Source organism: Nocardioides hwasunensis (genome assembly GCF_014779665.1).
Classification (GTDB): domain Bacteria; phylum Actinomycetota; class Actinomycetes; order Propionibacteriales; family Nocardioidaceae; genus Nocardioides; species Nocardioides hwasunensis.
On sequence record NZ_JACXYY010000003.1, the window covers coordinates 59,039 to 75,642 of the forward strand.

The following is a 16,604-nucleotide window of genomic DNA, read 5'->3' on the forward strand; positions in this document are numbered from 1 at the left end:
GCGTCAGCGACATGACCCCGACACACACCTCCACGAACCAGATCGCCACCACTGCTCCGTCCGGCAACGTCGGCCGGCACCTCGTCCACGACCTGGTGCGAGGCGGCGTACGGCCGCGGGTGCTCGCGCACCGACGCGACGGCGTTCCCGCCGGCCTGGACGACCACGTCGAGGTCGTCGTCGTCGACCTCGCCGACGCATCGGCCCTGACCACAGCACTCGACGGGGTCGGCGCCCTCTTCCTCACCGTGCCGGCACTGCTGTCGGAGGACCCGCTGGCCGACTACGAGGCCTTCGGCGCCTCGGTCGCCAGAGCCGTCGAAGAGGCGGGGGTCTCCCACGTCGTGCTGCAGAGCAGCATCGGGGCCGAGCTGCGCCGCGGTGCCGGTGATATCGACGGTCTCGCCAGGGTGGAGGAGCTGCTCGACGCGACGCCCGCGTCGACGCTCCACCTACGCTGCGGATTCTTCTTCACCAACCTCCTGATGCAGCTCGACGCGCTGCGAGCCGGCGAGGTGCCCGTGGTGCTCCCCGTCGACCATCCGTTCGCCTGGGTGGCTCCCGCAGACATCGCGGCAGTCGCGTCGTCGTGGCTGCTGCGCGCGGACTGGTCCGGCCGGCACGTGCAGGCCGTCCACGGACCGGCCGACCTCGGTTGGGCGGACGCACTGGCGATCGTCTCGGCCGCCACCGGGCACGACGTACGTCCCCGACGGATCAGCGACGACGACATGCGCGCGAGCCTGACCGGGGCGGGGATGGGTGCGAAGCAGGTCGAGGCCGTGCTGGGCATGTCGACGGGCATGCGTGACGGCTTCGTCCCCGAGCAGCCACGCGACGCCACCACGACCACACCGACGACGCTCGGTGCGTGGGCCTACGAGGTGCTGCGGCCGGCACTCTCCACGGACTGAAGGTCAGCGCGGCGGTACGACGACGGTGCCGGTGGCGGTCGTGGCCACGACCGGCGGGTCGAGGAGCGCCGCAGCACCCGGCGCGTCAGCCGTCGGAGCACCCCGGCCGACCACGGTGACGATGAAGTCCATCACCCTGCTGCGGGTGCCTTCCCGAGCCAGGGTGGCGGTGATCTCGAGCAGGTCGCCGGCGCGTACAGGGGCGGTGAACTGGACGTCGGAGTAGGACGCGAAGAGGCCCTCGTCGCCGTCGAGCAGGATGCACATCTCGGTGGCCACGTCGCCGAAGAGACCCAGGCTGTAGGCCCCGTCGACGAGGTTGCCGGCGTAGTGGGCGTGCGAGTACGGCACGTAGCGCCGGTGCGTGACGGTCGTGCCGACGCGGCTCGCGTCGCTCGACTGGCTCATGAGGCCGTCTCCTTCGGTGCGGTGGGGCGGGCGAGGCGGTCCACGATGAACGAGGCGACCTCGCCCGGCGTCGTACCCCTGCTGAAGACCCGGTCCACCCCGAGCTCGTCGGCCATGGTCTCGTCGAATCGCGGGCCGCCAACGACGAGGAGCGGGCGCCTGGCTGCCGGGTAGGCCTCGCGGAAGGCCGCGGACATCTCGCGGGTGTTGAGCAGGTGGGCGTCGCGCTGGGTGACCACCTGGGACACCAGGACCGCGTCGGCCTTCTCCTCGCGCGCCGCCTCCACGAGCTGCGGCACGGAGACCTGGGCGCCGAGGTTCACGACCTTCAGCTCGCGGTAGTACTCCAGGCCCTTCTCCCCCGCGAACCCCTTGATGTTGAGGATCGCGTCGATGCCGACGGTGTGGGCGTCGGTGCCGATGCAGCCGCCGACGACGACCAGGCGCCGGCGCAGCGACCGCTTGATCGCGGCGTTGGCCTCCTTGGGCGTCAGCAGCGGGTAGTCGCGCTCGACGACCTCGACGGTGCTGGGGTCGACGAGGTGGTTGACCCGCCCGTAGACGACGAAGAAGGTGAAGCCCTCCCCCATCGGCTTGGAGTGCACGACCAGCGCGGGGTCCATGCCCATCTTGTTGGCCAGCTGCACCGCGGCGCCGTCGGCGACCTTGGAGTGCTCGATGGGGAGGGTGAAGGACAGCTGCACCATGCCGTCGCCGGTGGTGTCGCCGTAGGGCCGGATCAGGCTCATGGACGTACTCGCTTCGCTCCGTGCGCCCACGAGGCACGAGGGGCGCTGCACTGGACTGTTCGCTCGCTTCGCTCGTTCACGTGGCGCCCTCCAGGATCTCGGTGGCCGGGTTGTAGTAGTCAGCAGCCTTGCGGGCGACGCCGTCGAGTCCGCGGCCCTTGTCGGCGGGCCGCTTCATCAGCCCGAACGTGCCGTCGGCGATCGCGGACAGCAGCGGCGGCTGCCCGGCGACCGTACGGTCGTCCTTGATCTCCTCGAGCAGCCCGATCGCGTCGCCGAGCACCTCGCGTGCGCGGCGCGCGATGAAGCCCTCGGGCGACGGGCGGAAGTCCTCGTGGAGGTTGCCGGCGGCGTTCATCACGTAGCGGACGTTCTGCAGCGCCAGGTCGCGGTCGGAGATCCACGGGGTCACGACCGCCTCGGTCATCATCCCGACCAGGAGGATGCCCTGCCCGGTCATCGCGCCGACGAGGTTGAAGAAGCCGTCGAGCAGGTAGCCCTTGAAGATGTCGCCGGTCATGTGGCGGGTGGGCGGCATCCACTTGAGCGGGGCATCGGGGAACAGCTCGCGCGCGAGCATCGCGTGGGCGAGCTCGAGGCGGAACGAGTCGGGCACCTCGGGATCGATCTCGAAGGCGTGCCCGAGGCCGAGCTGCCAGTCCTCGAGCCCGGCCTCCTTGGCGAAGTACTCGTTGAGCAGCTGGCTGGTCGTCACGGTGTGCGCCGCCTCGACGGCGTCCGCGGTGGTGAGGTAGTTGTCCTCGCCGGTGTTGATGATGATCCCGGCCCGTGCGTGGACCTGACGGCTGAAGCGCTGGTCGACGAAGGTGCGGATCGGGTTGATGTCGCGGAAGAGGATCCCGTACATCGAGTCGTTGAGCATCATGTCGAGCCGCTCGAGGCCGGCGAGCGCGGCGATCTCGGGCATGCAGAGCCCGGAGGCGTAGTTGGTGAGCCGGACGTAGCGGCCGAGCTCCTTCGACGTCTCGTCGAGCGCCGCCCGCATCAGGCGGAAGTTCTCCTGGGTGGCGTAGGTGCCGGCGAACCCCTCGCGGGTGGCCCCCTCGGGCACGAAGTCGAGGAGCGACTGGCCGGTCGAGCGGATCACCGCGATCACGTCGGCACCCTCGCGGGCCGCGGCCTGCGCCTGCGGGATGTCCTCGTGGATGTCGCCGGTGGCGACGATGAGGTAGATCCACGGCTTGCTGGGGGCGTCGCCGACCTTCGCGATCAGCTTGTCGCGGGCGGCTCGCTGGCGATCGATCTGCTTGATGCCCACGGCGACGGCCTTGCGCGAGGCTGCCGTCGCGCGGGTGGCGTCCTTGCCCTCGGGGACGCGGAAGGTCACCGAGCCGGCCGCCGCCTTCTGCGCCAGGGTCAGCAGGTCGTCGCCCTCGCCCCGGATCAGGGCGTCCCAGACAGGCAGGCTGACGCCGTGCTCGAGCCCGGTGTCGGCGCGGACGGCGTCGGCGAGGCGGTTCACCCACGGCGTGCCGTCCGGGTCCGCGCCGCCCAGACCCGCCAGGCGCAGCGTGGCCCGCTCGACCGAGACGGTCGTGTGCTGGGTGGCGAGGTCGACGATGGGCTTGCCGACCTGCCGGGCGAGCGTGCGCGCGCGTCGGACGTCGGCGCGGTCGAGGCCGAGCTGATTGGAGGGCCTGCGGGCCGCGGCCATCACAGGCGCCGCTCGAAGAGGGACCGGACGCCCGCGTCGGCGCGGAGCAGCTCCATGGCGTACGCCGCGTGGCCGGGGACGTAGCCGTTGCCGACGAGCATCCGCACGTCGGCGGCCAGTCCCTCGGCACCGAGCGCCGCTGCGCTGAAGCTGGTGGCCATCGAGAAGAAGATGACGGTGCCGCCCTCATCGGTGGAGAGGATCGCGCCGCCCTCGCAGCCGGGCACGTCGACGCAGACGACGGTGATGTCGGCGGGGCCGCCGGCGGCGGTGACGGCGTCACGCAGGGCGATCGGGTCCCGGGCGTCGGCGACGGCGACGACGTCGGCGAGGCCCGCCTCGTCGAGCAGATCACGCTCGGCGTCGTGCGGGACCAGCCCGATCGTGCGGCCGGCGCCGGACCGGCGGGCGGCGGCCAGGCTGAGGGAGCCGGACTTCCCGGCGCCGCCGATCACCACGACCGTCGGGTCCTGCCCGCGGGCGGCGTACTCCCCCACGACGCGCGCGGTGAGCGCGGGCGCGCCGCAGACGTCCATCACGCTCAGGGACAGCGCCGGGTCGAGGTCGTCGGGGATCACCGCGGCGATCGAACGGCCGAAGAGGATGGCGTAGCCGTCGCACGGGACCTGCTCGCTGCGGCCGTCCCAGCCGGAGAGTCCGTCCTCGATCACGAGCGGCGTCAGCGTCAGGCTGATCAGCGTCGCGACGCGGTCGCCCACGGCGAGGCCGAGCGGCGACTCGGGACCGACCTCCTCGACGGTGCCGACGAGCATGCCACCGGAGCCGGTCTCCGGGTTCTGCATCTTCCCGCGGCTGGCGACGATGTCGAGCACCTCGGCGCGCACGCCGTCGCCGCTGGTCTCGCCGTACTTGGTGTGCTTCCGCTCGAGCTGCCGGAAGGACGCCGCGTCGAGGTTGAGCCGCTCCACGCGCACGCGCACCTCGTCGGGCCACAGGTCGGCCCGGGCGTCCAGGCGCTGCGCGGCCTGCGGCAGGACCAAGCGGTCGTCGAGGACCCGGTGCAGGCCGGTCGGATCACCGGTGCGGACATCCGTCGGGAGGGACAATGCGGGCCATCCTTCTTGTCTGATGCGCTTGAGCCGTAAATCTTCCGGCGCGGCATTGGACGCGCCGCACGTTCTCCACGTAGCATCCCAGATGTGTCGCCGCACACACAACCGGCGCGTCCGTCCGCGTCATCTCTGATCACAGGAGACCCCATGAGCATCGAGACCGCCAGCCCGCTGGGACAGGCCATCTCCGCCGGCCAGCCCTATCCCTATCGGAAGGTCGAGCTGGTCGAGCCCGACTGGACCCGCTTCCCCGGCTGGGCCGACGTCACGGCCGACGACTGGGCCTCGGTGCAGTGGCAGCGTGCCCACTGCGTCAAGAACCTCAAGCAGCTGCGCGAGCTGACCGGCGACCTGCTCGACGAGCGGTTCTACGCCGACCTCGAGCGCGACCAGGCCGAGCGCGCCACCATGTCGATGCTGGTGCCGCCGCAGATGATGAACACGATGGTCCCGACCTTCGAGCCCGCCGGGGCCGGCTCGATGACCGAGGCCTTCTACGCCGACCCGGTGCGCCACTACATGATCCCGGTGTTCAGCGACCGGCGCACCGACTGGCCCTCGCACCCCCACGCCACGCGTGACTCGCTCCACGAGCACGACATGTGGGCCACCGAGGGCCTCACGCACCGCTACCCCACCAAGGTGCTCGCCGAGCTGTTGCCGACCTGCCCGCAGTACTGCGGCCACTGCACGCGCATGGACCTCGTCGGCAACTCGACGGTCGTGATCGACAAGCTGAAGTTCGCCGGCAAGCCCAACGACCGCATCGGCGACATGCTCGACTACCTGCGTCGCACGCCCCAGGTGCGCGACGTCGTGGTCTCCGGCGGCGACGTCGCCAACATGCCGTGGCCGCGCCTCGAGTCGTTCCTCATGTCGGTGCTCGAGGTCGACAACATCCGCGACATCCGGCTCGCCACCAAGGCGCTCGTCGGCCTCCCTCAGCACTGGCTCCAGCCCGACGTCGTCGAGGGCGTGCACCGCGTCGCGACGGTCGCCCGCGCCCGCGGCGTCTCCCTGGCGATGCACACCCACGCCAACCACGCGAACTCCGTGACACCGATCGTCGCCGAGGCGACCCGGGCGATGCTCGACGCCGGCCTGCGCGACGTACGCAATCAGGGTGTGCTGCTCAACGGGGTGAACGCCGACCCGCACGCCCTGCTCGACCTGTGCTTCCGGCTGCTCGACGGCGCGCAGATCATGCCCTACTACTTCTACATGTGCGACATGATCCCGTTCTCGGAGCACTGGCGGGTCTCGCTCGCCGACGCCCAGCGCCTCCAGCACCACATCATGGGCTACCTCCCGGGCTTCGCGACGCCGCGCATCGTGTGCGACGTGCCGTTCGTCGGCAAGCGCTGGGTGCACCAGAACGCCGACTACGACACCGAGCGCGGCATCTCGTTCTGGACGAAGAACTACCGCACCTCGATCGAGGCCGACGACGCCGAGGCGCTCTCGCGCCTCTACGAGTACTACGACCCGATCCACACCCTCCCCGCCTCCGGCCAGCAGTGGTGGGAGGAGCACGGTCGCCTCGACGAGGCCTCGCTCAAGGCCGCCGAGATGGCCGAGGCGTCGCGGCGTACGGCTGCCCTGCAGGCCTGGTGACCTCGCGGGCCTGAGGACCCTCGCCTCACTTGAACCCCCGCTTCAGCGGGGGATCCCCAACATCACCTGGCGTGCACGCGGTGAGAAGTTCGCGGAAGGCACGAGAAGTCCGGTCTCGTACGGCCTGAGGTCATCCACAGATTGCCGCACGGCGGTTTCGCGCGGTCGTACGCGCGGGGATGGTGGCGCCATGCAGACGCCGCCACCACCCGATCTGACCGACGTCGTACGGCTGCGTCATGAGCTGGTCGCCGACGGGTACACCGACCACCAGCTGGCGATGCTCGTCCGCAGCGGGCTGCTGCACCGCGTGCGACGCGGAGCGTACGTCGACGCCGCGCTGTGGCGCCGCCTGTCGTCCGAGGACCGGCACCGGGTGCTGGCGCGGGCCGTCCTGCTCAGGGCACATCCCCTGACGGCTCTGACCCACGTGTCGACCATCGTCGAGCTGGGCGTCCCGGTGTGGAACATCCCGCTGGACGAGGTGCACACGACCCGCACCGACGGAAAGGGTGGGCGACGCGAAGCCGGCGTCGTGCACCACGTCGGCGAGCTCAGCGAGAGCGAGGTCCGGGTCGTCAACGGCGTGCGCGTGGGACCGGCCGCGCGATCCGCTGTCGAGGTCATCGCAACGGCCACGCCGGAGGCGGCGCTCGTCGTCGCCAACGGACTCCTCCATGCCAAGCACATCTCGCGGGAGGAGCTCGTCGCTGCGGCCACCACGATGAAGCACTGGCCGCACACGCTGTCGGCACACCGGGTCGTGGCGATGGCCGACGAACGTCTGGAGTCGGTCGCCGAGACCCGGACCTACTTCATGTGCCGCACCTACCGGCTGCCGCGGCCGACGCCGCAGGTGCCAGTGCTCGACGAGCACGGACGTGAGTTCGCCCGGGTCGACTTCGCCTGGCCCGAGCTCGGTGTGTTCCTCGAGTTCGACGGACGGATCAAGTACGAGCGCTATCGACGCGAGGGAGAGACGCTCGAGGCGTTCCTGATGCGCGAGAAGAAGCGGGAGGAGCGCATCTGTCAGCTCACCGGCTGGGTATGTCTGCGGATCGGCTGGGCCGACCTCGAGCGACCTGTGTCCACGTGCACCCGCATCCGCAACGTGCTCGAGAGCAACCGGCGTCCTATCGGCGCCTGACATCACGGGCGTACTGCGAACTTCTACGGGTGTGCACGCCCCCCGAGGTTGGCGATCCCCCGCAGGGGCGGGGGTTCGAGTGAAGGAAGGGGCGGGGGCGGGGGCGGGGCGGGGACGCAGGGGTGCGGGCGCGGACCGTCAGGCGATCGGACGGTTCTCGTACGGCGTCGAGAGCACGATGGTCGTGCGGGTCGAGACGGTGGCGACGCCTCGGATCCGAGCGAGGAGGTCCTCGAGGTCGCGGGGGGTGGCGACGCGGATCTTGAGGATGTAGGACTCCTCGCCCGCGACCGACCAGCACGACTCGATCTCCGGGATGCCGGAGAGGCGGTCGGGGTAGTCGTCGGGCTGCGAGGGGTCGATCGGGGTGATCGAGATGAAGGCGGTGAGCGGGCGCCCGAGCTGGTCGTGGTCGACGGTCGCGCCGTAGCCGGTGATCAGCCCGCGCTGCTCGAGCCGCTTGACCCGCTGGTGCACCGCCGAGGTCGACAGGTCGGTCGCCTTGCCGAGGTCGGTGAAGGACATCCGGCCGTCGGCGGCCAGGAGGGACAGGATCTGCCGGTCCTTGGACTCGACCTCGGGAGAGCTCACGGCACGCACCCTAGTCCGACCCGGACAGCGCCTGCACGAGTCTCACCGCCGACGAGCCGAGGCCCCAGCGCTCGTCGAGGGCCATCAGCGCGTCCTGGTCGGCCGGCGTGCGTGGACGGGTCAGGTCGGGCGCACCCAGGTCCAGGTCACGGCGTACGGCGACCACCTGGGGTGCGACGTCGAGGTAGTCGAGCGCGGCCTTGATCCTGCCCCGCGGACCGGGCCCCATGTCGGACTCGGGATCGCCGGCGGCCGCGACGATCGCGTCGACGTCTCCGAAGCGGTTGATGAGGGTGGCTGCCGTCTTGTCGCCGACACCCGCCACTCCCGGCAGTCCGTCGGAGGTGTCACCGCGCAGCGTGGCGAGGTCGGCGTAGTGGCGCGCGTCGACGCCGTACTTGCCGCGGATCCAGGCGTTGTCGACGCGCTCGTGCTTGCTGACCCCGCGCGCGACGTAGAGCACGCGGACCTCGGTCTCGTCGTCGACGAGCTGGAAGAGGTCGCGGTCGCCGGTGACGATGTCGACCGGCATCCCGGCATTGGTGGCCAGCGTGCCGATGACGTCGTCGGCCTCCATCTCGGGGTGCCCGACGACCGCGATGCCGAAGGCCTCGAGCACGGCGAGGATGACCGGGATCTGCGCCTCGAGGGGGTCAGGCACCTCCTCGACGTCCGGCTTCGGGCCGGCGACCTCCGTGACGACGCGATGCGCCTTGTAGGACGGGATGAGGTCGACGCGCCACTGCGGGCGCCAGTCGTCGTCCCAGCAGCACACCAGGTGGCTCGGGTCGTACTCCCCCACCAGTCGGCTGATGAAGTCCATCAGCCCACGCACGGCGTTGACGGGGGTGCCGTCGGGTGCCTTCACCGAGTCGGGCACGCCGAAGAACGCGCGGAAGTAGAGCGAAGCGGTGTCGAGCAGCAGGAGGCGGTCGCCGGTGGCCATGGCGTGAGCCTTCCACACGCCGCCCACACGCACCCCCGTGCCGCAGGCGCCGCTACTCCGACAGCACGCTGTAGGCGATCACGCCCCGCTTGAGCTTCCTGGCCGTGGCCCGGGCGGTCTCGCGCAGCGGGCCGTCGCCGGCGGCGTCGGCCACCTGTCCGCAGAGGTCGAGCAGCTGCTTCATCCGGCGCACGAAGTCTCCTGCCGACAGCCCGGTGGCCATGAGCACGTCGTCGAGGTCGTCACCCTCGGCCCAGCGCCACGCCGCCCACGCGAACCCCATGTCGGGCTCGCGGAGGAAGTCGAGCTTGTGGTCGCGCTCGAGCGCGTCGAGCTGGCCCCACACCCGCACGAGCTCGCCCAGCACCGGACGCACCTGGCCGCCCGGCATCTTGGGCGAGGAGGCGTCGTCGGCGCGCCGCGCCTCGAAGACCAGGGCCGAGAGCACCGCCGCGAGCTCGGACGGCGCCAGCTCGTCGAGGAGCCCGGCACGGATCGCCTCGGCGGCGACGAGGTCCATGTCGGTGTAGATCCGGCGCAGGTGCGAGCCCCGCTCGGTGACCTGGTCGCCCTCGAGGTAGCCGAGCGCGGTCAGCACGTCGCAGACGCGGTCGAAGGTCCGCGCCACGGTGTTGGTGCGGTTGTCCACGCGTCGCTTGAGGGTCTCGGTGTCACGCTCGAGCTTGAAGTAGCGCTCGGCCCACCGGGCGTGGTCCTCGCGCTCGGGGCACTGGTGGCACGGGTGCGACTTGAGGTCGGCGCGCAGCCGCCCGATCTCCCGGTCGGTGGGCGTGTCGCTGAACGAGTCGCGCTGCTTCGTACGTCGCTGGGCGGGCGCGTCGAACGCGTCCGCGCGGGCGCGCAGGGCGTTGGCGAGCTCGCGCCGCTGGCCGGGGTTGCGGCCGTTGAAGGACTTCGGGATCCGCAGGCGCCCGATGGACTCGACGGGCACCGGGAAGTCCATCATCGCCAACCTCCGCGCCTGGCGGTCGGCCGTGACGACGTAGGGCCGCGGCTCGTCCCCGTTGGCTCCGGGATCGATGACCACGGCGAGCCCGCTGAACTTGCCGGCCGGCACCTGGATCACGTCGCCGGGTCGCAGCCTGCCGAGCGAGGCGGCCGCTTCGCCGCGCCGGTCCTGGCGCCGCTCCCGCGCGGCACCCTTCTCGAGGTCGGAGATCCTCCTGCGGAGGGCGGCGTACTCCATGAAGTCACCGACGTGGCAGGTCGCCGCGTCCCGGTAGCCGTCGAGCGCCTCCTCGGCCTTCTGCACCTGCCGTGCGAGCCCGACGACGGCCTTGTCGGCCTGGAACTGGGCGAAGGACTGCTCCAGCAGCGCGCGCGATCGCTCGCGTCCGAACTGGTGCACGAGGTTGACCGCCATGTTGTACGACGGCCGGAACGAGGAGCGCAGCGGATAGGTGCGGGTGGAGGCCAGGCCGGCGACCTCTGCGGGGTTCATCCCGGGTTGGTAGAGCACCACGCCGTGGCCCTCGATGTCGAGACCGCGTCGACCGGCGCGGCCGGTCAGCTGGGTGTACTCCCCCGGCGTCAGGTCGGCGTGCGTCTCGCCGTTCCACTTCGACAGCTTCTCGATCACGACGGTGCGCGCCGGCATGTTGATGCCGAGCGCGAGGGTCTCGGTCGCGAAGATGACCTTGACCAGGCCTTCTTGGAAGAGCCCCTCCACGACCTGCTTGAAGGCCGGCAGGAGCCCGGCGTGGTGGGCGGCGACGCCGCGGGTGAGGCCGTCGAGGAACTCGTGGTAGCCCAGGACGTGCAGGTCCTCCTCGGGCAGGGTCCGCGAGGCCGTCTCGACGCGCTCGAAGATCTCGTCGCGCTCGGCGGCGGTGGTGAGCCGGACGTTGGCCTGCACCAGCTGGGACACGGCGGCGTCGCAGCCGGCGCGGCTGAAGACGAACATGATGGCGGGCAGCAGTCCCTCGCGGTCGAGCCGCTCGACGACGTCGACGCGGCTCGGGATCCAGACCCGACGACCGTTGCCGACGGCGCGCGGGTTCTTCGACGATCCCGGCTTTCCCTTGCGCGGCGAACGACGGTCTCGCATCAGCCGCGAGCTCGCCCAGTCGTCGCGGGCGATCCGGGTCAGCTCGTCGTTGACCGGTGCGCCCTCCTTCACGAAACCGGCGCTGGCGTCGACGTCGCTGGAGGCGAAGAGGTCGAGCAGCCGGCGCCCGACCATCACGTGCTGGAACAGCGGGACGGGCCGCTTCTCCTCCAGGATCGTGGTGGTCTCACCCCGCACGGTCTCGAGCCACTCGCCGAACTCCTCGGCGTTGGAGACGGTCGCCGACAGCGACACGAGCGTCACCGACTCCGGCAGGTGGATGATGACCTCCTCCCAGACCGCGCCACGCATCCGGTCGGCGAGGTAGTGCACCTCGTCCATCACGACGTAGCCCAGGCCCACCAGCGTGCGCGAGCCGGCGTAGAGCATGTTGCGCAGCACCTCGGTGGTCATCACGACCACCGGCGCCTCGCCGTTGACGACGTTGTCACCGGTGAGCAGGCCGACGTTGTCGGCGCCGTAGCGCTTGACCAGGTCGTGGTACTTCTGGTTCGACAGCGCCTTGATCGGGGTCGTGTAGAACGCCTTGCGCCCGGTCTGGAGGGCGAGGTGGATGGCGAACTCACCGACGATCGTCTTGCCGGAGCCCGTGGGCGCGGCGACGAGCACGCCGCGGCCGCTCTCGATCTCCTGGCACGCGCGGACCTGGAAGTCGTCGAGCTCGAAGCCGTAGAGGCCGGCGAAGTCCTGGAGCATCGGGTAGGGCTTCTTCCTCTGGAAGGCGGCGTAGCGCTCGGCGGGCGACTGCTCGTGCTGCTCCTCGCTCATGCGATCACCTGCAACGCGCCGGGGACGCAGTCGACGGTCAGCGGCAGCGGTCCGAAACGCTCGCCGTCGGCGTACGACACGATGCCGGGCGCCGCGATCGTCACGGACCGCACCCGGTGGTGGACGTACTCGGCGAGGCCGTCGATCCTGCCGGTGAAGAGCCGGGGGTAGGACCTGACCAGCTTGGGCTTGCTCATCCGGGTGATCACCACGACGTCGAGCAAACCATCATCGAGCAAGGCGCCCTCGGTGATCCGCAGTCCACCCCCGAAGGACGGGCCGTTGCCGACGGCGACGAGCATCGCCTCGTGCTCGACGGTCTCGGTCCGGGACCCACCGTCGAGGTGCAGGACGTAGGGGATCGGCCGGAAGGTGCGCAGCTCGGCCAGGGTGGCCAGGTTGTAGCGCATCTGGCCGCGCGGCCAGGTCATCGTGTTCGCCCGTTCGTTGACGACGGCGTCGAAGCCGGCGGCGAGCACCGTGACGAACCAGCGGTCGCCGCTGCGGGCGAGATCGATCGTGCGCGTCCGGGAGGCGATGACGCGGTCGGCGGCTGCCACCGGGTCCGCGCGCGGGAGGTCGAGGTAGCGAGCCACGTCGTTGCCGGTGCCGCTCGGGATCACACCGAGGGGTACGTCGGTGCCGGCGACCGCCTGGACGGCGAGGTGGACCAGCCCGTCGCCCCCGCACACCACGAGCGCCTCGACCCCGTCGGACACGCAGCCGCGCGCCAGGTCGGCCGCCTCGTCGGCGTCACGCCCCTGCAGGTTGCGCACGACGAAACCGCTCTCACGGAGGCGGGCCAGGGCGGCGTCGCGGTGCCGCGCTCCCCTGCCCCGCCCGGAGGCGGGATTGGTCAGCAGGGCGATCTCGCGCCCACGCACAGGGTGATCGGGCCCAGCCGGGTCGTGCATGAGCGCGACCCTATCCCCCGGCGCCGACGGCGTACGTCAGCGACTCAGGCGCAGCAGCGCGGCCCAGCGCCCCTCATGGGCACCGACGGCCCGCGCGAGCCGGGCCAGCGCCTCCAGGACGCGGTCGGGCTCGAAGCCGGTGCCGGGGACCGCGAGCACGATCCGGGTGTCGAGCTCGCCGGTCACGACCTGTCCGTGCCGCCAGGCCTGGTGGACCCTGAGCCGCGAGGCGTCGTCGATGACAGGTGCGGGGTACGCCTCGTCGACCGCGAGCAGATCACAGGGCAGGTCGTCCTCGCCGGGAGCGGAGAGCCGTCCGCGCACCAGGTGTCCGGTGCCCAGTCCGGCGTCCGCGCGCCACACCACGTCGTGGGTGCCGAGCCACTCCGGCAGGTCGAACGGATCGAGGTCCTTGATCGCGGCCGGCATGGGAACAGCCTGTCAGAGCCTCGGCAGGCGCCGACGCTCAGATCGGCGACAGGTCGTCGGGCGAGAGGCCGTCGCCGCCGCGGGCTCGCGCCTTGCGGCGGTCGTTGGTGCGGGCGATCGCCTCGGAGATGAAGAACAGCAGCACCATCGGCACCGCCATCAGCGTCATGGTGAACGGGTCGGCCGACGGCGTCGCCACCGCGGCGAACACGAACGTGCCGATGATGATCCACGGTCGGTACGCCTGGAGGTGGCGGCCCTTCACGACCCCGGCGAAGTTCAGCAGGACGACGAAGACCGGGATGTTGAACGCCAGGCCGAAGACGAGCAGGGTCCGGGTGAAGAACTGCAGGTAGCCGTTGAAGTCGATCAGGTTGGTGACGCCCTCGGGGTTGAACCCGATGAGCACGTCGAGCGCGACCGGCAGGGTCACGTAGCCCAGCGCGACCCCGATCAGGAAGAGCGGGCCGGCGATGGCGACGAACACGCGCGTCATCTTCCGCTCCTGGGCGTAGAGCCCTGGGAGGACGAAGGCCCAGATCTGGTAGAGCCAGTAGGGCGCGGTGAGCACGGCGGAGGCGAACCCGCACAGCGTGAGCCACAGCAGCAGACCGGCGCCGGCGCCGCTGGTGGTGGCGATCGTGGTGCCCTCGGGCAGCTTGGCCTGCGCGTCCTCGTAGGGACCGTAGACCGCGTCGAGGAGGAAGTGGCGGAACCACAGCGCCAGCCCGAAGACGATGACGAACGCCAGGATGCACCTCAGCAGCCGGGCGCGGAACTCCCGGAAGTGGTCACCCAGCGCCATCCGACCATCGGGGCCGACCTCCTGGCGCGGTCGGCCGCTGAACAGGCCGACAAGACCGGCGATCCTCACTCGTCGAGACTTCGGCGGTCAGGCGGTGGTGTCGTCGCGGCGCTCGCGCAGGACCTCGCCCGGGGTCTCCGAGCGGGCCTCGGCCTGCGCCTGGGCCTCGTTGCGGAGCTCGATCTCGCGCTGCTCGGGCGACTTGGGGTCGTCGTCGTCATCGTTGTCGCGCAGGTTCTTGGTCTCGGTCTTGAAGATCCGGAGGGCCTGACCCGAGCTGCGGGCCAGGTCGGGGAGCTTGGCGGCACCGAACACGAGGACGACGATCGCGAGGATCACCAGCCACTCAGCACCCTGCGGCATGCCGATCATCGGGTTCAACATGGAACTCACTCCATCATCTTCGGGGTCATGGGAGGGGTGACGGGGTCGAGGTGCGGTGGTCCGTCAGGGACCTTCAGGAGTCTACGCCGTCCACCTGATAGAGACGAAGGGTCGCCCGTGCGGCCTCCGTGAACGCCGTCGCGTAGGCGGCCGGGGCGAGGAGGGTCGCGTGCGGGGCCAGCCGGAGCAGGAGCGACTGCACCCACTGCTCGCTGGCCACCTCGAGCTCGACGTCGACGGTGTCGTCGGGGCCGGGTCGCTGCCCGGTGACCGGGTAGTACTCCACGACCCAGCGTGCCGGTGGCGCGAGCCGCAGGGTGACCGTGGTGGTCTCCGCGTCGGTGAACCAACCTCCCGTGAGGTCGCGGGCGCGGGCCCCGGGGTCGGCGACGGGCGTGTCGAGCTCGTGAGCCGAGAGGATGCGGTCGACCCGGAAGGCCCGGTCGCCCTCGGCCGTGTGGCACCAGGCGTCGAGGTAGAGCACCTCCTCGACACGCGCCAGGCCCCTCGGGTCGACCACGCGTCGCGACGCCTCGTCGCGCGAGGGCACGTGGTAGGTGATCTCCGCCTGCGTGCCGTGCGCGATCGCCGCCTCGAGCACGGGCAGCACCGCGCTGGTCTCGAGCGGGGTCGGCGTCACGTGGAGCCGCAGCAGTCCCTCGTCCTCGGCGCCCGCCGCCTGCTCGAGCTTGGTCAGGGTGCGTGCGATGACGTCGCGCGCCTCGTGCGGTGCGGCCTCGACCATCGTGCGCAGGGCAACGACGAGGGCCGTCGCCTCCGCCGGCGAGAACCGGACGGGTCGGGCGAGGTAGTCGGCGTTGTCGACACGGATGACCCGGTCGCCCTCCAACGCCTCGAGGTCGACCTCGATCAGGTCCCCGGGCAGCCCCGGCGAGATGCCGGTCATGAACAACAGTCGCAGGTCACGCTCGATCTGGTCGGCGTCGGTGCCGAAGTGGGCCGCGGCGTCGTCGAGGCGCACCTCGCCACGCGCCAGCAGGTAGGGAACGAGCGCGAGCAGGCGGGCCACCTGGTCGGGAGCGGTGTCACCGGGCGAGGTGGTCATCTCGCACCCCCCGCGGACTGCGCGACCGCACGCAGGCGCGCGACGACGTCGTCGCGCAGCTCCGGCGGCGACTGGACGACCGCGTCGGGGCCGTAGGTGAGCACCTCGTCGGAGAGCTCGTGCACCGGTCCCTCCACGACGAGCAGGTCCCAGCCCTCGCGGTCGGAGAGGGGCGCGGTGGACTCCGCGCGTCGGCGCAGGCCCACACCGGTCCCCTGCCGCAGCCAGATCTCCGCGCGCACGGAGGGGAACGACGGCGAGAGCCGCCGGGCGACCGCGCGCACGTCGGTGCCCGCCGGGACGTCGTACGCCGCCGACTTGCCGCTGGCACGCACCGGTCCCACGATGCGCGACAGGCGGAAGACCCGCTCGGCGCCGCGGTCGACGTCGAGGCCCACGACGTACCACCGTCCCGACGAGCGGGCCAGCCCCCACGGCTGCAGGCGCCGCGTGGTCGGCTCGGTCTCGCTCGGGCGCCGGTAGGCGAAGCTGACCTGCCGGCGCTTGCCGACCGCGTCCCACAGCGGCTCGAAGGCGGGCTCGTCCGCGCTGATCGCGGGCGCGACGACCTCGAGGCGGCCGGGGTCGATCTCCACGCCCTGGCCCTTGAGCTTCGCCAGTGCCCGACCGGTCGCCTTGGCGAGGGTGGCCTGCTGCCAGACCTGCGCCGCCAGCCCGAGCACCGCGGCCTCGTCGGACTCGAAGCGGATCTCCGGCAGCGAGGTCTGCTCGGTGGGGATCCGGTAGCCGATCTCGTCGTCGAAGAACGCGTCCGCGCTGCCGACCTCGATCACCGCCCCGATCTGACGCAGGGCGTCCTTGTCACGCTCGAAGGCGCGCTCGAAGGCCTCGTCGCCCGCCGGGCCGCGGGCGTGCTCGGGATAGACCGCCTCGCGGATCGCGTCCTTGCCGATGAAGCGACGCGCCCCCAGCAGGAGGATGTGCAGGTTCATCAGGCGTTCTGCCCGTGGCTGCGCCATCGACTGCTCCCTCCTGCTCGTGCGTGCGCCGGTGCGACCCGTGGGACCGGCG

Annotated in this window: 16 protein-coding genes; 3 read left to right on the forward strand and 13 right to left on the reverse strand. The window is 71.3% G+C overall.

The window, feature by feature from the left end; genetic code table 11:
- Nucleotides 1-11: 11 nt before the first annotated feature.
- Entirely contained in the window at nt 12-914 is a 903-nt protein-coding gene (locus IEZ25_RS07395) for an NAD(P)H-binding protein (RefSeq protein WP_191198783.1), read from the forward strand.
- 3 nt (nt 915-917) lie between these two features.
- Here the strand turns inward: IEZ25_RS07395 and kal are convergent, their stop codons facing one another.
- From kal to kdd, 4 genes are all read right to left on the reverse strand, one after another.
- On the reverse strand, nt 918-1,322 hold the full coding sequence (kal, locus tag IEZ25_RS07400; RefSeq protein ID WP_191198784.1) for a 3-aminobutyryl-CoA ammonia lyase: 405 nt from the start codon (nt 1,320-1,322) through the stop codon (nt 918-920).
- Nucleotides 1,319-2,071: a lysine 5,6-aminomutase subunit beta gene (kamE, locus tag IEZ25_RS07405; protein WP_191198785.1), complete on the reverse strand. Its 753-nt coding sequence runs from the start codon at nt 2,069-2,071 to the stop codon at nt 1,319-1,321. Before kamE ends, kal begins: the two co-directional genes overlap by 4 nt.
- A gap of 76 nt (nt 2,072-2,147) precedes the next feature.
- The gene (kamD, locus tag IEZ25_RS07410) at nt 2,148-3,746 is read right to left on the reverse strand and encodes a lysine 5,6-aminomutase subunit alpha (RefSeq protein WP_191198786.1); all 1,599 of its coding nucleotides are present in this window, start codon (nt 3,744-3,746) and stop codon (nt 2,148-2,150) included.
- Nucleotides 3,746-4,813 carry an L-erythro-3,5-diaminohexanoate dehydrogenase gene (gene kdd / locus IEZ25_RS07415; protein WP_191198787.1) on the reverse strand — a complete coding sequence of 356 codons (1,068 nt, stop codon included), beginning with the start codon at nt 4,811-4,813 and terminating at the stop codon, nt 3,746-3,748. The genes kamD and kdd overlap by 1 nt, the downstream gene beginning before the upstream one ends.
- A gap of 153 nt (nt 4,814-4,966) precedes the next feature.
- Here kdd and IEZ25_RS07420 point away from each other — a divergent pair, with 153 nt between their 5' ends.
- Nucleotides 4,967-6,433: a KamA family radical SAM protein gene (locus IEZ25_RS07420; protein WP_191198788.1), complete on the forward strand. Its 1,467-nt coding sequence runs from the start codon at nt 4,967-4,969 to the stop codon at nt 6,431-6,433.
- Between the two features lie 190 nt (nt 6,434-6,623).
- On the forward strand, nt 6,624-7,580 hold the full coding sequence (locus IEZ25_RS07425; protein WP_191198789.1) for a type IV toxin-antitoxin system AbiEi family antitoxin domain-containing protein: 957 nt from the start codon (nt 6,624-6,626) through the stop codon (nt 7,578-7,580).
- Nucleotides 7,581-7,718: 138 nt separating this feature from the next.
- On the opposite strand, the gene IEZ25_RS07430 is transcribed toward IEZ25_RS07425, so the two are convergent.
- The 9 genes from IEZ25_RS07430 to IEZ25_RS07470 form a co-directional block, all read right to left on the reverse strand.
- Nucleotides 7,719-8,171 carry an Lrp/AsnC family transcriptional regulator gene (locus IEZ25_RS07430; protein WP_318152097.1) on the reverse strand — a complete coding sequence of 151 codons (453 nt, stop codon included), beginning with the start codon at nt 8,169-8,171 and terminating at the stop codon, nt 7,719-7,721.
- Nucleotides 8,172-8,181: 10 nt separating this feature from the next.
- Complete coding sequence (locus IEZ25_RS07435) at nt 8,182-9,117, reverse strand: 5'-3' exonuclease (RefSeq protein WP_191198790.1); 936 nt, start codon at nt 9,115-9,117, stop codon at nt 8,182-8,184.
- Nucleotides 9,118-9,169: 52 nt separating this feature from the next.
- A complete protein-coding gene (locus IEZ25_RS07440) occupies nt 9,170-11,974 on the reverse strand; it encodes a DEAD/DEAH box helicase (protein WP_191198791.1) in 2,805 nt (934 codons plus the stop codon).
- Nucleotides 11,971-12,888 (reverse strand): diacylglycerol kinase, encoded by a 918-nt coding sequence (locus IEZ25_RS07445; protein ID WP_191198792.1) that lies wholly within the window; start codon nt 12,886-12,888, stop codon nt 11,971-11,973. The genes IEZ25_RS07440 and IEZ25_RS07445 overlap by 4 nt, the downstream gene beginning before the upstream one ends.
- Before the next feature lie 36 nt (nt 12,889-12,924).
- Nucleotides 12,925-13,317, reverse strand: coding sequence for a hypothetical protein (locus IEZ25_RS07450; protein ID WP_191198793.1), 393 nt, complete (start codon nt 13,315-13,317; stop codon nt 12,925-12,927).
- Nucleotides 13,318-13,354: 37 nt separating this feature from the next.
- Nucleotides 13,355-14,191: a twin-arginine translocase subunit TatC gene (tatC, locus tag IEZ25_RS07455; RefSeq protein WP_191198794.1), complete on the reverse strand. Its 837-nt coding sequence runs from the start codon at nt 14,189-14,191 to the stop codon at nt 13,355-13,357.
- Nucleotides 14,192-14,209: 18 nt separating this feature from the next.
- The gene (gene tatA / locus IEZ25_RS07460) at nt 14,210-14,506 is read right to left on the reverse strand and encodes a Sec-independent protein translocase subunit TatA (protein WP_224748665.1); all 297 of its coding nucleotides are present in this window, start codon (nt 14,504-14,506) and stop codon (nt 14,210-14,212) included.
- A gap of 73 nt (nt 14,507-14,579) precedes the next feature.
- Complete coding sequence (locus tag IEZ25_RS07465; protein WP_191198795.1) at nt 14,580-15,572, reverse strand: helix-turn-helix transcriptional regulator; 993 nt, start codon at nt 15,570-15,572, stop codon at nt 14,580-14,582.
- A complete protein-coding gene (locus IEZ25_RS07470; protein WP_224748666.1) occupies nt 15,569-16,525 on the reverse strand; it encodes a helix-turn-helix transcriptional regulator in 957 nt (318 codons plus the stop codon). The genes IEZ25_RS07465 and IEZ25_RS07470 overlap by 4 nt, the downstream gene beginning before the upstream one ends.
- Between the last annotated feature and the right edge of the window lie 79 nt (nt 16,526-16,604).

Coding starts and splice junctions, on each gene's coding strand:
- IEZ25_RS07420 (WP_191198788.1), top strand. CDS start 4,967: ATGAGCATCGAGACCGCCAGCCCGCTGGGACAGGCCATCTCCGCCGGC.
- IEZ25_RS07470 (WP_224748666.1), bottom strand. CDS start 16,525: ATGAACCTGCACATCCTCCTGCTGGGGGCGCGTCGCTTCATCGGCAAG.
- IEZ25_RS07395 (WP_191198783.1), top strand. CDS start 12: ATGACCCCGACACACACCTCCACGAACCAGATCGCCACCACTGCTCCG.
- IEZ25_RS07465 (WP_191198795.1), bottom strand. CDS start 15,572: ATGACCACCTCGCCCGGTGACACCGCTCCCGACCAGGTGGCCCGCCTG.
- IEZ25_RS07445 (WP_191198792.1), bottom strand. CDS start 12,888: ATGCACGACCCGGCTGGGCCCGATCACCCTGTGCGTGGGCGCGAGATC.
- kamD (WP_191198786.1), bottom strand. CDS start 3,746: ATGGCCGCGGCCCGCAGGCCCTCCAATCAGCTCGGCCTCGACCGCGCC.
- IEZ25_RS07425 (WP_191198789.1), top strand. CDS start 6,624: ATGCAGACGCCGCCACCACCCGATCTGACCGACGTCGTACGGCTGCGT.
- IEZ25_RS07450 (WP_191198793.1), bottom strand. CDS start 13,317: ATGCCGGCCGCGATCAAGGACCTCGATCCGTTCGACCTGCCGGAGTGG.
- tatA (WP_224748665.1), bottom strand. CDS start 14,506: ATGTTGAACCCGATGATCGGCATGCCGCAGGGTGCTGAGTGGCTGGTG.
- IEZ25_RS07435 (WP_191198790.1), bottom strand. CDS start 9,117: ATGGCCACCGGCGACCGCCTCCTGCTGCTCGACACCGCTTCGCTCTAC.
- kal (WP_191198784.1), bottom strand. CDS start 1,322: ATGAGCCAGTCGAGCGACGCGAGCCGCGTCGGCACGACCGTCACGCAC.
- kamE (WP_191198785.1), bottom strand. CDS start 2,071: ATGAGCCTGATCCGGCCCTACGGCGACACCACCGGCGACGGCATGGTG.
- IEZ25_RS07440 (WP_191198791.1), bottom strand. CDS start 11,974: ATGAGCGAGGAGCAGCACGAGCAGTCGCCCGCCGAGCGCTACGCCGCC.